Below are 11,931 nucleotides of genomic sequence, written 5' to 3'. Positions count from 1 at the left end.
ATGATCGGAGTATCTAATGAAAATCGGCATCATCGGTGCAGGAAATATCGGCGCAACGCTGGCTCAGATCTTGGACAAGGCCGGCCATGACGTGAAGCTCGCCAACTCGAAGGGACCTGAAACACTAAAGGAGATCGTTGACGGTACGACGATCGCTGCGGTCACCCGAGACAATGCCGTCAAAGATGTCGATGTAATCATTCTGTCCGTGCCGTTTGCTCGAAATCCAGAACTCGCGCCGGTGCTCGCTGATGTTCCGGCGAGCGTTGTCATCGTCGACACGTCCAACTACTACCCGATGCGCGACGGAATGATTAAAGAGGTGGACGAAGGAAAGCTGGAAACCGTCTGGAGCAGCGAGCAAGTCGGGCGGCCTCTTGTAAAAGCCTGGAACGCACTTCTGTCCTTTACTCTCGCCGAAGCTGGATCGGAAAGTGGCTCAGTTTCCAGACTAGCCATACCGATCGCTGGAGATCATGCGGCTGCCAAATCCGTCGTATCGCGCCTTGTCGATGAAACGGGCTTCGATGTGGTGGACGCAGGCCCTATATCCGAATCCTGGCGTTTCCAGCCAGGAACACCCGCCTATTGCACGGAACTCGATGCTGCTGGCGTGAAGAGCGCACTTTCTACTGCCGATAAGGCTCGTTCGTCCCATAACCTTGAGCTCATAACGCAGGCGTTCATTGATGGGAGCTTGAAGCTCGAACGTGAAGCGATGGTCGCCTTCAATCGCAAAATATCAGTCTGAATATAAACCACGGATATTCGGCCCGAGTATCAGCAGCGCGTAAGAGCATTCGACAGAGTTTTCGCTTGCTCTTACGCATGGTTTGATCGGCCTTCGAAATCTAGAGAGTCCCACGAAGCATCTCGGCTTCGAATTGGACGACCTGTTGGAGGTTTCAGAGAGGATCCACCGCTGATCCGACTTGTCGGAAATCCGCCGGAGCGGACTGGCCCAATGTCTTCTAAGGGTCGCGAGCGAGCGGTACCAACCGTGAAATTTCAGCCCCTTGCCTGCCGGCGACTTGGGCGGAGGCCACTCGAAGTCGACGCACGCCATCGCGGATGGGCCGGCTCCCCCGACACGTCTTGCAATTATAGATTATGATAATAATCTATAAGCCGAAGCGGTCCCCCGAGGGGGGCGCATCGTGGGAGAGTGTCGTGGGCAAGACGGACATCAAGACGGCCATCGTCACCGGAGCGGCATCCGGCATCGGACTGGCAACGGCCAAGGCCCTGAAAGCGGCGGGCTACCGCGTCTACGGCACGAGCCGCAGACCCGCGCAGGGGCGGGACGGGGACATCACCATGCTGGCCTGCGACGTGACCGACGACGCCTCCGTCGAGGCCCTGGTGCGGACGGTCCACGGCGAGACCGGGCGGATCGATCTGCTGGTCAACAATGCCGGTTTCGGCATCAGCGGCGCGGCCGAGGAATCCACGGTCGCGCAGGCGCAGGCACTCTTCGACGTCAACCTGTTCGGCGTCATCCGCACGACCCGGGCGGTGCTGCCGCTGATGCGGGCGCAGGCGGGCGGCCGCATCGTCAACATCAGCTCCATCCTGGGGCTCGTCCCGGCGCCCTACATGGCTGTCTATTCGGCCAGCAAGCACGCGCTGGAAGGCTATTCGGAATCTCTCGACCACGAGGTCCGCGGCCAGGGCATCCGCGTCGTGCTGGTCGAGCCCGCCTATACGCGCACGGCCTTCGACGCGAACCTGGTCTCCCCCGATGCCCCGTTGAGCCTCTACGATTCCGATCGCGCGGGCCGGGAGCGTTTCACGCGGGAGGTCATGGCCACGGCCGACGCGCCCGAGATCGTCGCCAAGGTCGTGGTGAAGGCCGCCACCGCGGCGGCGCCCCATCTGCGCTACACCGCCGGATCGATGGCGCGGCAGGCCAGCCTCCTGCGCCGTTTCGTGCCGGCAAAGCAGTTCGACAAGAGCTACCGCAAGCAGATGCGCCTTCCCCCGGTCTCCTGAGCCTCCGCCCTTCGGGGGACGTGGGAAACATGGTCCGCCCGTCTCTCAGCCACGATCGGGATTGACCATCGGGTCGGCCTGGAGCCTCGCCGCGGCCAGACCGATGAAGGCGCGCACCTTGGCCGGCGCGCGCCTTCCCTCCAGGGTCACGATATGGACCGGGAGCGGCACCGCGTCCGGATCGTCGAGGATCAGCCTGAGCCGGCCTTCGGCGACCGACGGCGCCACCTGATAGGACAGCAGAGATGCGATCCCCTGGCCGGCGAGGGCGGCCGTCAGGACCGCGTCGATCGTGTTGCAGATCAACCGGCATCGCGTGGCGCCACGCGTCGGCCCTTCGGCCGGGGAATGGCGCTCGAAGGGCAGTCCCATGGCGGTCGAACCGATGGTCGCGTGGCGGTGCAAATCCCCCATCGATTGCGGTGTTCCGTGCCGGTCGAGATAGTCCGGCGCGGCGCAGAGAACCCGTCGGACGGTGCCGACCCGAACCGCGACGAGCCCGGAATCGGCCAGATGACCGATGCGGATTCCCACATCGGCGCCCTCCTCGATCAGGTTGACCACCCTGTCGAGGAACAGCGCGCGCACGCCGACGGCCGGGTAACGCGCAAGAAAACCCGTGATGGCGGGTAAGACATAAAGCCGGCCGAACTGCACCGGAGCGGTGATCGTCAAGGTTCCGGAAGGTGTCGCATAGGCGCCGGCCGCGAGTGCTTCCGCTTCTTCCATGTCCGCGAGGATGCGGCGGCAATCCTCCAGATAGCGTCCGCCCGCCTCGGTGAGCATCAGCGAGCGCGTGGTCCGCGTCAGCAGCCGGGTGCCAATCCGGTTCTCTAGGGCGGCCACCGCACGGGTCACTGCGGGTGGGCTCATGTTGAGTTGGCGCGCCGCAGCGGCGAACCCCCCGCTCTCCGCCACCCGCACGAAGACCCGCATCGCCTGCCATCGGTCCATGCCGGCTTCCTCCTCACCCGCGGATTATTCCATAAACTGGAATAGTCGATTGCTGAGAATGCCGGTTCACGCATTTCACGCAAGGGTCTCTGATGTGTCCGTGGCCGGTGCCCTCGTCCGGCCGTCGCGGAGATCCATCATGAAGCTGTTCCACATGGCCCTGTCCGGGCATGCGCACCGGGCGCGTCTGTTCCTGTCCCTGGTGGGCGCGGATTGCGAGATCGTCGAGGTCGACCTCGCCGCCGGCGCGCACAAGACGCTGGAATTCCTCGCCCTGAACCCGTTCGGACAGGTGCCGGTGCTCTTCGACGGCGACGTGGTGGTTCCGGATTCCAACGCCATCCTGGTCTACGTGGCCAAGACACTCGGGCGCACGGATTGGCTGCCGGAGGATGCCCTCGCGGCGGCGCGGGTGCAGCGCTGGCTCTCGGTCGCGGCCGGGCCCATCGCCTTCGGCCCCGCCGCCGCCCGGCTGATCACCGTCTTCGGCGCTCGCTTCGACACGGCCGAAGTGATTGCCCGTGCACATCAAATTCTAGGCCGCCTCGAGGCGGAACTCACCGGTCGCGCCTGGATCGCCGCCGACCATCCGACCATCGCGGATGTGGCCCTCTACAGCTACGTCGCCGCAGCCCCCGAGGGGAATGTCGATCTCGGCCCCTATGCCGAGATCCGTGCCTGGCTCGGCCGCATCGAGGCGCTGCCCGGCTTCGTGCCCTTTCCGACGACGGCGGCCGGCCTGCGCGTGGGCTGACACCACACCCTGCCACGAAACCCTTTCAATGGGAGATTCCCATGTCATCGGTCCATCACCCCACCTCACCCTGGCATCCGGGCGAGATCGCGATCCAGAATCATGCGGGCGTCACCGAGCGCATGGCCAAGATCGGTCCCCGCGTCATCCGCGACCGGATGATCGACCAGCATCGCGACTTCTTCCGGCACTTACCTTTCGTGGTGCTGGGGGCTGCGGACCCGGAGGGGGAGGTCTGGGCGACGATCCGGGCCGGCGAGCCGGGATTTCTCGACGCGCCGGACCCCTTCCGTCTCCGCGTTCGGAGCCCCGCCGATCCCCACGATCCCGCCGAGGCTGGCCTGGCAGACGGATCGGCGGTCGGTCTTCTCGGAATCGATCTGGCGACGCGACGCCGCAATCGCCTGAACGGGATCGTCCGGCGCGAGGGGGGCGACGAATTCGAGGTCCGGGTGCAGCAAAGCTTCGGCAATTGCCCGCAATACATCCGGGTCCGGCAGCAGCCTGAGCGTTTACTTGTTCCCGTTGCGGCTGCCTCGGAGATCGCCCACGGCCTCGACGACCGCGCCCGGGCGCTCATCGCAGGCGCCGATACGTTCTTCGTCGCGACCTATACGGACGGGGAGGAGGGGAACCGCCAAGTCGATGTCTCGCATCGCGGCGGTGCGCAAGGCTTCGTGCGGATCGGCGAAGACGACGTGCTCACGGTTCCGGATTATTCCGGAAACCGATTCTTCAATACCCTTGGAAACATTCGCGCCAATCCTCGCGCCGGGCTCGCCTTCATCGACTTTACCAGCGGTGACCTGCTGCAGATGTCAGGTCGGGCGGAGGTGCTCCTCGATACTCCCGAGATCGCGAGTTTCCCGGGAGCCGAGCGGCTCTGGCGCTTCGCGCCCCGCACCCTCGTCCGGCGCGTGGGGGCCGTGCCGCTCCGGTTCGAGGCCGCTTCACCCCCCGGGCGTGCCTGATCCCCTGGGCGGGACGGACTTCGCCCCGGGGTTCGCCTCAGCGACGGCGGACCTGGCTTTGTTTCGTGTGGAGCACCTTGCGTGCCCGCGCCTCGTGAATCGCGGCCACCTTCATCAGGAGGCGGCGTTCGACGTCCGAGGGAGCGCTCGCGGCACAGTCCCGCAGGGCGATCGCCGCTCGCACATGCATCAGCGCCCGATCCAGCATCCGGTCCTCGCTCTTCGCCTCATTCCCTTCCTGCCTAGCGCCGCTGTGCTTAAGGCATCATCAAGCTGGATGCCGGGGCGGAGCGGTCGCGCGCGCCCAAGGACGCGTCCATTCTTCGCCGCCTTCACGAAGGTCCGGCCCGGCGCCGAGCAGGCCGTCCGGGCGCCGCCGATCCGCTCCGAGAGTTGACGCCGGCCGTCGGGACTGCCAACCCGGCCGCATTGCGGGCGCGGCCGCTCCCTCGGTCCGCAGGAGTACCGAATCTTCATGTCCGATCTGCTTGAGACGATCCGCAGAACCCTCGTGCCGATCCACAAGGAGGGCTACCCCTTCATCCTGATCGGCATCGTGCTGACCGTGCTGTTCGGCTATTTCGCCCAGTTCGCCGGCTGGATCTTCCTGATCCTCACCCTGTGGGTCTGCTATTTCTTCCGCGATCCCGAGCGGGTGACCCCGGTGGCGGACGGCCTGGTGGTTTCCCCGGCCGACGGCCGGGTGAACTTGATCTCCACCGTCCTGCCGCCGCCCGAACTCGACCTGCCGCAGGAGCCGATGACCCGGATCTCGGTCTTCATGAACGTGTTCGATTGCCACGTGAACCGCGTTCCCGTCACCGGCAAGATCGGCCAGATCGTCTACACGCCCGGCCTGTTCCTCAATGCGGAACTCGACAAGGCCAGCGACGACAACGAGCGTAACGGCCTTGTCATCGAGACCACGCATCGCGGCAGCCCCCTGCGCGTCGGCGTCGTGCAGATCGCCGGATTGGTGGCTCGCCGCATCGTCGGCTGGGTGCAGGCGAACGATACTTTGAACGTGGGCGAGCGCTTCGGCCTCATCCGCTTCGGCTCCCGCGTCGACGTCTACCTGCCGGTGGGGACTCGGGTGCTGGTCGGCCTCGGCCAGAAGGCGGTGGCGGGCGAGACCGTTCTCGCCGATCTCGGCGGCGGCCCCGAGCGCAGCTTCCGCCGCATCTGATCCCGCCCGGCCCCGCCCTGGCGGGGTCGCGATCCTTCGCGGACAGTGCCCTTGAGGCCCGTTCGCCCGTCTTTCTGAAAAGGCGCGTCATGGACGATCTCTTTCCGCCCTTCGAGCCGGATGCCAACGAGCCGAAGCCGCGCCGCTTCAAGGCGGTGCCTTTCCGGATGATCGCGCCCAACATGATCACCCTGATGGCGGTGTGCCTCGGGCTGACCGCGATCAGACTGGCATTCGAGGGCAAGTTCGAGCCGGCCGTGATCGCCATCGTCGCGGCCGCCTTCCTCGACGGGATCGACGGGCGCGTCGCCCGCATGCTCAAGGGAACGTCACGTTTCGGGGCCGAGCTCGATTCCCTTGCCGATTTCGTCAATTTCGGCTGCGCGCCGGCGCTCATCCTCTACGGCTTTGCCCTGAAGGAGCTGCGCTCGCTAGGCTGGATCGTCGCCCTGATCTTCGCCATCGCCATGGCCCTGCGTCTCGCCCGCTTCAACGCGATGCTCGACGATCCCAACCGGCCCGCCTGGAAGAAGGACTTCTTCGTCGGCATGCCGGCGCCGGCCGGGGCCCTGACGGCGCTGCTGCCGCTCTATCTCCACTTCCTCGGCCTGCCGATCGAGCGTTGGGCCGCGCCGGTGGTGCTCGGCTACACGCTCTGCATCGCGCTCCTGGTGGTCTCCACCGTGCCGACCTTCTCCGGCAAGACCATGGGCAAGCGCGTTCCCCGCGAATGGGTGCTGCCGATCTTCCTCGTGGTGGTCGCGGCCTTCGGCCTCTTCATCAGCTACCCGTTCGAGGCCATGGTGGTGATGGCGGCCGGCTACCTCATCACCCTGCCGATCGGGGCGGCGCAGTATCGGCGCCGGGCGAAACACGAGGAGCGCCTCGACGCAACCGACCGTGGACAGATCGGTACGGCGCCTGTCGAAACCTGATCGCCTCGCCTAACGTCCCGGCGGGAATGCGGGCGGCGCAAGTTTTGGAGGCGACGGTGCTGGAAGAATTCAAGAAATTCGCGTTGCGCGGCAACGTCGTCGATCTGGCGGTGGGCGTGATCATCGGCGCCGCTTTCGGCTCCATTGTCACCTCCGCCGTCCAGGACGTGTTCATGCCGATCATCGGCGCGATCACGGGCGGGCTCGACTTCTCGAACTACTACATCGCGCTCTCGTCGAGCGTGCAGAAGGGGGCGGCCTACGCGGACGCCAAGAAACAGGGCGCAGTGATCGGCTACGGCCAGTTCATCACGGTGGCGCTCAACTTCATGATCGTCGCCTTCGTGCTATTTCTCGTCATCCGGGCGATGAACAAGCTCCAGTCCCAGGAGGAGGCGAAGCCTGTTCCCGAAACCCCGGCGGACGTGAAGCTGCTGGGCGAGATCCGCGATATCCTCGCGGCCAGACCCAAGGTCTGAGATCAGATCGTCGTCGCGGGCGGTACCTTCAGGTCGTCGAGGAGGCCATCCAGGGCCTGCTCCACCGCCCCGGTGCCTTCCTCATGGGTCTTCAGACGGATCTCGAGACGGCGCAATTGCGGCTCGAACTCTTCCGGCACAGCCGGATCGCCGAGGAATTTCGGCGCATCGTCCTGCGTGGTGAAGACGGAGCGCAGCTGCTGGCCGAGATGATCCCGCACCGGCTCGGGCAAGGCCGGATCGACATCCGCGCCGCCGGCCTGACCGGGGGGCGATTTATCAATGCGGAAGATCGGATCGTTCGCCATATCGGGTCTCTCCTCAATCAAGAGCAATAACCAGCCGGGGCGGAGAGTGTTGCGTGCCTCGACTCACAAATGTTGATGGTATCCGATCCAGCGCCGGTATTTCTGGTATTTCTCGCGCGAACCCCGACGATCTTCCGATCCACGAAAAAGCCCCCGGTGCCGTGGCACCGGGGGCTCTTGCCGAATGGTCAGCTGCGATCGACGATGATTAGTCGATGACTTCGACGATGCGGCGGCTGCGATCCACCAGGACCGGACGGTCGTTGACGATGGTGTAGCGCGCGCCGCGGGCATTGTACTCGGACGGCACGTCGTAATAGGTCACGCCGGTGCCGGGCAGGGTCGCGCCGACGCGGACGTCGCCGTCGTAATTGTAGGAGCTGTGACGCTCGCGGGTGACGTACTGGCGGAAGCGGGGACGGTCGTCGACACCGAGGATGCCACCGACGGTTCCGGTCGCAGCGCCGACGGCACCACCGACGATGGCACCTACGGGACCAGCTGCATCGGCACCTTCCTGGGCGCCACGCTCAGCGCCGCGCACGAGGCCCTGGGCCTGGGCGGCGAGGGGGAGGGACAGAGCGATCGCCGAAGCGGCGAGAAGGGTCTTGATGTTCATGATCGAGATCTCCGTATCCGATGACCCGCGAACGGTGACGCTCAGCGGGGTTCGGGGCAGTAACGCCCCATCTCGGGAAAGGGATGCCTCGAAAATCGATTTTGCCGGAATGTCCCGATCATGCCCCCGATGGGAGAACGATATTCCCCGTCCGCAAGGCGTCGCGGAACGGGTAGCCCGGCGAGCATGGTGGGGAGCCGATCCCGACCGCCCACCGGGCGGAGTCAGGCGTCCTTCGGCATGGCCGACTGGATCAGCCGGTCCGAGCTGAGGTCTTCTTCGTCGTAGCCGAGCAATTCGGCGAGCCGCCCGCGGGCACGGCTGACGCGGCTTTTCACCGTGCCGACCTTGCAGCCCATGATCGTGGCGGCCTCTTCGTAGGACACACCCTCGGCGCCCACGAGGACGAGGGCCTCGCGCTGATCGGGCGGAAGCTTGGCGAGCGCCGTCTGCAGATCCTCGACATCGAGGCGGTCGCCCTGGTGCGGTGCCGTCGCGAGACGCGCCGCGTAGGAGCCGTCCTGGTCTTCCACCTCGCGCACGCGCTTGCGGTGGTCCGAGTAGAAGATGTTGCGCAGGATCGTGAAGAGCCAGGCATTCAGGTTCGTGCCCGGCTGGAACCGTGCGCGATGCTGCCAGCCCTTGAGCAGGGTGTCCTGCACCAGATCGTCCGAGCGGGCCGGATTGCTGGTGAGCGACAGCGCGAAGGCCCGCAGCGACGGCACCGCCGCGAGCAGACCGTTGCGGAACTCGGGCTCCACCTGCTCGCCGCGAGCTTTCAGGGCGGCTTCCAGCTTCTCGATGAGTTCGGCGAAGCGCGTTGCCGGCTCGTCCGCGCCAAGGCGGTCGTAGACGGTGCGGAGCTGGTCGCCGAGATGTGAGCGGATGGTCGCGGTCAGGCCCGGCCGCCCATCGTCGTTCGTGTCGCTCAGGAGGTCGTCGCTGGTTTCAAGGACGTCGCGTGTCATGGCTCGTCGTATTCTGGTCGTTGGGCAGGAAATCGTCCGGTTCGGGCCGGCCGTATCGGATCGGTCCGCCTGACATCGACGGCGAGGCCGTAGCGTGTCTCGGGTTGTAGCGCATCATACCCGGTCACGCACCCCGCCAAGCCACGCAAATGGCGACCTGCACCGTTCGCGTCCACATGCGGCGGATGGCATCGGCGGCGGTGACATCTTCCCGATATCGAGGAAGGAGGGCCGCCTCTGCTTGCGCCCAATATCCGGCCATTGTCTCACCTGTCTCTCTGCCATCGCGAAAGGGATCGTCCATGCATCGTCGCGCCTTCACGGCGAGTCTCACGGCGGCCGTCCTGGCCGGGCCGGGCGATGCGGTTCGCGCGTCGGCTCGTAGCAGGCCACCCGTCAGCATTGCCATGCTGATGTTTCCCGGCATGACGGCTCTCGACCTCGTCGGGCCGCAGGCGATCCTGGCGGGTCTGGCCGGCGGCCGGCTCCACCTCGTGGCTCGCCAGACAGGCCCGATCCCCAGCGATACGGGCCTGACAATGGTGGCCGATACGTCCTTCGAGACCTGTCCGGGCGAGATCGACGTACTCTTCGTGCCCGGCGGCGACGCGACCCCCGGCCAGATGCGCGAGGAGGCGACCCTCGCCTTCCTGCGCGACCGGGCGGCACGAGCGTCCTGGGTCACCAGCGTCTGCACCGGTTCGCTCATCCTCGGCGCGGCGGGACTGCTCGACGGCTACCGCGCCACCTCGCACTGGTGCGTGCGCGAGACCGTGCTGCCGCGCCTCGGCGCCATTCCGGTGAACCGGCGCGTGGTGGTCGATCGCAACCGGATCACGGCGGCGGGTATTTCCGCCGGCCTCGACTTCGCTCTCGTCCTGGCCGCCCTTCTGCACGGCGACGATGCTGCGAGGACGAGCCAGCTTGTCGCCGAATATGCGCCGGAACCGCCCTTCTCCGCCGGCACGCCCGAGACTGCCGGGCCGGATATCGCCGCTGGCGCCGGAGCGATTCTCAAGGATCTGGTGGATGGGTCTCTCGCGGCGGCAGCGAGCTACGCGCCGCGATGAGGTCCGGGGCTCAGGGCCTCCGGCCGCACATGGTCTCCGTCCCCCGCGAGGGCGCGTCATTTTGCCGGAACTCCGTTGAATGGCCAAGGTTTAGCCCCTGGCGAGAAAGCTGCATGGTCGCGATGCGCTGGCCGCCGGACTTCCTCGCTCCAACCATGAAGGGCATCGATCCATGGCATCAGGCCTCGCTGGCGATCTCACCCGGACGAAATCCCTCGAGCGACTGAATGCCGATGCCGAAGGCGGTGAGAACAAGCTCGAGCGCACCCTCGGCCCCTGGAGCCTCGTCGCCCTCGGCATCGGCGCGGTGATTGGGGCCGGCCTGTTCTCCCTCACCGGGATCGCGGCAGCCGAACATGCGGGACCGGCCGTGGTGATCTCCTTCGCCATCGCGTCGATCGCCTGCGCTTTCGCCGGCATGTGCTACAGCGAGCTCGCGGGCATGATCCCCGTGGCGGGTTCGGCCTATACCTACGCCTACGCCACGATGGGCGAGTTCGTGGCCTGGATCATCGGCTGGGACCTCGTGCTCGAATACGCTGTCGGCGCGGCCACCGTCTCGGTGAGCTGGTCGAGCTACGTCACCCGGTTCCTGCGGGACACCCTCGGCATCAACCTGCCGCCCAGCCTCGTCAATTCCCCCTTCGAAACCTACACGGTCGACGGGGTGACGGCGCATGGCATCGTCAACCTGCCGGCGATCCTCATCATCGTCGCCGTCTCGGCCCTGTTGATGATCGGCATCCGCGAATCCGCCCGGGTCAACGCCGTCGTCGTGGCGATCAAGCTCGCGGTGGTGGCGGTCGTGGTGGGCGTCGGCCTGTTCTACATCAAGGCGCAGAACTACGTGCCGTTCATCCCCGAGAATACCGGCACGTTCGGCGAGTACGGCTGGAGCGGGATCATGCGCGGCGCTGGCGTCGTGTTCTTCGCCTATATCGGGTTCGACGCGGTCTCGACGGCGGCGCAGGAGGCCAAGAACCCCCAACGCAACATGATGATCGGCATCCTCGGCTCGCTGGCCATCTGCACGGTGATCTACATCGCCTTCGCCGGCGTGCTCACCGGCCTCGTGCATTACGACGCCATGAAGGGCGATGCTGCGCCTGTGAACACGGCGATCGCCCAGACCCCGTTCCCGTGGCTGAAGAGCCTCGTGACCCTCGGCGTCATCGCCGGCTTCTCCACCGTGATCCTGGTCCTGCTGCTGGGCCAGAGCCGGGTGTTCTATTCCATGAGCCAGGACCGGCTGCTGCCGGGCTTCTTCTCGAAGATCCACCCGACCTGGAAGACGCCCTACCGCTCGAACCTGTTCTTCATGGTGTTCACCAGCGCGCTCGGCGGCTTCCTGCCGATCAGCCAGCTTGGCCACATGACCAGCATCGGCACCCTGCTCGCCTTCATCCTGGTCTGTGCGGGAGTCATCATCCTGCGCCGGACTCAGCCCGATGCGCGACGGGACTACCGGACGCCGCTGGTGCCGCTGGTGCCAATCCTCGGCATCGTCAGCTGCCTCGCCATGATGGTGTCCCTCGACGGCCAGACCTGGCTGCGACTGATTGCCTGGCTCGCGGTAGGACTTGTGATCTACTTCGCCTGGAGCCGACGCAACAGCCGTCTCGGCCGGGCGGAGGCGGCCTGACCGTAGCAGTCTCGGCTGTCCCCAGGGAACGGGATCCGGTGCTCGGGACGGCG

The 11,931-nt window shown here is 66.0% G+C and carries 14 protein-coding genes; 9 read left to right on the top strand and 5 right to left on the bottom strand.

Going from position 1 to position 11,931, the window contains the following annotated elements; translation table 11 throughout:
• The first annotated feature begins 16 nt into the window (after window positions 1–16).
• A complete protein-coding gene (locus tag AC0IXR_RS22950; RefSeq protein ID WP_056454769.1) occupies window positions 17–751 on the top strand; it encodes an NADPH-dependent F420 reductase in 735 nt (244 codons plus the stop codon).
• 419 nt (window positions 752–1,170) lie between these two features.
• A complete protein-coding gene (locus AC0IXR_RS22945; RefSeq protein ID WP_461234547.1) occupies window positions 1,171–1,992 on the top strand; it encodes an oxidoreductase in 822 nt (273 codons plus the stop codon).
• Between the two features lie 45 nt (window positions 1,993–2,037).
• Here the strand turns inward: AC0IXR_RS22945 and AC0IXR_RS22940 are convergent, their stop codons facing one another.
• Window positions 2,038–2,946, bottom strand: coding sequence for a LysR family transcriptional regulator (locus tag AC0IXR_RS22940; protein WP_471762290.1), 909 nt, complete (start codon window positions 2,944–2,946; stop codon window positions 2,038–2,040).
• Between the two features lie 139 nt (window positions 2,947–3,085).
• Between AC0IXR_RS22940 and AC0IXR_RS22935 the strand changes: the two genes are divergently transcribed.
• Both AC0IXR_RS22935 and AC0IXR_RS22930 read left to right on the top strand, forming a co-directional pair.
• Window positions 3,086–3,700: a glutathione S-transferase family protein gene (locus tag AC0IXR_RS22935; protein ID WP_471762289.1), complete on the top strand. Its 615-nt coding sequence runs from the start codon at window positions 3,086–3,088 to the stop codon at window positions 3,698–3,700.
• A 41-nt stretch (window positions 3,701–3,741) separates the two neighbouring features.
• Window positions 3,742–4,671: a pyridoxamine 5'-phosphate oxidase family protein gene (locus AC0IXR_RS22930; protein WP_471762287.1), complete on the top strand. Its 930-nt coding sequence runs from the start codon at window positions 3,742–3,744 to the stop codon at window positions 4,669–4,671.
• A gap of 37 nt (window positions 4,672–4,708) precedes the next feature.
• On the opposite strand, the gene AC0IXR_RS22925 is transcribed toward AC0IXR_RS22930, so the two are convergent.
• On the bottom strand, window positions 4,709–4,879 hold the full coding sequence (locus AC0IXR_RS22925) for a hypothetical protein (protein WP_200919005.1): 171 nt from the start codon (window positions 4,877–4,879) through the stop codon (window positions 4,709–4,711).
• A gap of 267 nt (window positions 4,880–5,146) precedes the next feature.
• Between AC0IXR_RS22925 and AC0IXR_RS22920 the strand changes: the two genes are divergently transcribed.
• The 3 genes from AC0IXR_RS22920 to mscL all read left to right on the top strand — a co-directional run bounded on the left by AC0IXR_RS22920 (window position 5,147) and on the right by mscL (window position 7,271).
• Window positions 5,147–5,857 (top strand): phosphatidylserine decarboxylase, encoded by a 711-nt coding sequence (locus tag AC0IXR_RS22920; RefSeq protein WP_018045459.1) that lies wholly within the window; start codon window positions 5,147–5,149, stop codon window positions 5,855–5,857.
• A gap of 89 nt (window positions 5,858–5,946) precedes the next feature.
• Window positions 5,947–6,792 (top strand): CDP-alcohol phosphatidyltransferase family protein, encoded by an 846-nt coding sequence (locus tag AC0IXR_RS22915; protein WP_056421958.1) that lies wholly within the window; start codon window positions 5,947–5,949, stop codon window positions 6,790–6,792.
• A 56-nt stretch (window positions 6,793–6,848) separates the two neighbouring features.
• Window positions 6,849–7,271, top strand: coding sequence for a large conductance mechanosensitive channel protein MscL (gene mscL, locus AC0IXR_RS22910; RefSeq protein ID WP_056423204.1), 423 nt, complete (start codon window positions 6,849–6,851; stop codon window positions 7,269–7,271).
• 2 nt (window positions 7,272–7,273) lie between these two features.
• On the opposite strand, the gene AC0IXR_RS22905 is transcribed toward mscL, so the two are convergent.
• From AC0IXR_RS22905 to AC0IXR_RS22895, 3 genes are all read right to left on the bottom strand, one after another.
• Entirely contained in the window at window positions 7,274–7,579 is a 306-nt protein-coding gene (locus AC0IXR_RS22905) for a hypothetical protein (protein ID WP_244478209.1), read from the bottom strand.
• A 208-nt stretch (window positions 7,580–7,787) separates the two neighbouring features.
• Window positions 7,788–8,198, bottom strand: a complete 411-nt coding sequence (locus AC0IXR_RS22900; RefSeq protein ID WP_056421956.1) for a DUF1236 domain-containing protein — start codon at window positions 8,196–8,198, stop codon at window positions 7,788–7,790.
• A gap of 224 nt (window positions 8,199–8,422) precedes the next feature.
• The gene (locus AC0IXR_RS22895; RefSeq protein ID WP_056421955.1) at window positions 8,423–9,166 is read right to left on the bottom strand and encodes a sigma-70 family RNA polymerase sigma factor; all 744 of its coding nucleotides are present in this window, start codon (window positions 9,164–9,166) and stop codon (window positions 8,423–8,425) included.
• Between the two features lie 302 nt (window positions 9,167–9,468).
• On the opposite strand from AC0IXR_RS22895, the gene AC0IXR_RS22890 reads away from it, so the two are divergent.
• Together AC0IXR_RS22890 and AC0IXR_RS22885 are read left to right on the top strand one after the other, a co-directional pair.
• Window positions 9,469–10,236, top strand: coding sequence for a DJ-1/PfpI family protein (locus AC0IXR_RS22890; protein ID WP_419951318.1), 768 nt, complete (start codon window positions 9,469–9,471; stop codon window positions 10,234–10,236).
• Window positions 10,237–10,408: 172 nt separating this feature from the next.
• The gene (locus AC0IXR_RS22885; RefSeq protein WP_471762286.1) at window positions 10,409–11,878 is read left to right on the top strand and encodes an amino acid permease; all 1,470 of its coding nucleotides are present in this window, start codon (window positions 10,409–10,411) and stop codon (window positions 11,876–11,878) included.
• Window positions 11,879–11,931: the final 53 nt, after the last annotated feature.

The organism is Methylobacterium sp. AC832 (assembly GCF_979256025.1).
This window is presented reverse-complemented; position numbering and strand designations above follow the sequence as displayed.

What these genes read in the sequence shown, in the direction of transcription:
- AC0IXR_RS22950 (WP_056454769.1), top strand. Translation starts at nt 17, where the DNA reads ATGAAAATCGGCATCATCGGTGCAGGAAATATCGGCGCAACGCTGGCT.
- AC0IXR_RS22940 (WP_471762290.1), bottom strand. Translation starts at nt 2,946, where the DNA reads ATGGACCGATGGCAGGCGATGCGGGTCTTCGTGCGGGTGGCGGAGAGC.
- AC0IXR_RS22935 (WP_471762289.1), top strand. Translation starts at nt 3,086, where the DNA reads ATGAAGCTGTTCCACATGGCCCTGTCCGGGCATGCGCACCGGGCGCGT.
- AC0IXR_RS22930 (WP_471762287.1), top strand. Translation starts at nt 3,742, where the DNA reads ATGTCATCGGTCCATCACCCCACCTCACCCTGGCATCCGGGCGAGATC.
- AC0IXR_RS22925 (WP_200919005.1), bottom strand. Translation starts at nt 4,879, where the DNA reads ATGCTGGATCGGGCGCTGATGCATGTGCGAGCGGCGATCGCCCTGCGG.
- AC0IXR_RS22920 (WP_018045459.1), top strand. Translation starts at nt 5,147, where the DNA reads ATGTCCGATCTGCTTGAGACGATCCGCAGAACCCTCGTGCCGATCCAC.
- AC0IXR_RS22915 (WP_056421958.1), top strand. Translation starts at nt 5,947, where the DNA reads ATGGACGATCTCTTTCCGCCCTTCGAGCCGGATGCCAACGAGCCGAAG.
- AC0IXR_RS22905 (WP_244478209.1), bottom strand. Translation starts at nt 7,579, where the DNA reads ATGGCGAACGATCCGATCTTCCGCATTGATAAATCGCCCCCCGGTCAG.
- AC0IXR_RS22900 (WP_056421956.1), bottom strand. Translation starts at nt 8,198, where the DNA reads ATGAACATCAAGACCCTTCTCGCCGCTTCGGCGATCGCTCTGTCCCTC.
- AC0IXR_RS22895 (WP_056421955.1), bottom strand. Translation starts at nt 9,166, where the DNA reads ATGACACGCGACGTCCTTGAAACCAGCGACGACCTCCTGAGCGACACG.
- AC0IXR_RS22890 (WP_419951318.1), top strand. Translation starts at nt 9,469, where the DNA reads ATGCATCGTCGCGCCTTCACGGCGAGTCTCACGGCGGCCGTCCTGGCC.
- AC0IXR_RS22885 (WP_471762286.1), top strand. Translation starts at nt 10,409, where the DNA reads ATGGCATCAGGCCTCGCTGGCGATCTCACCCGGACGAAATCCCTCGAG.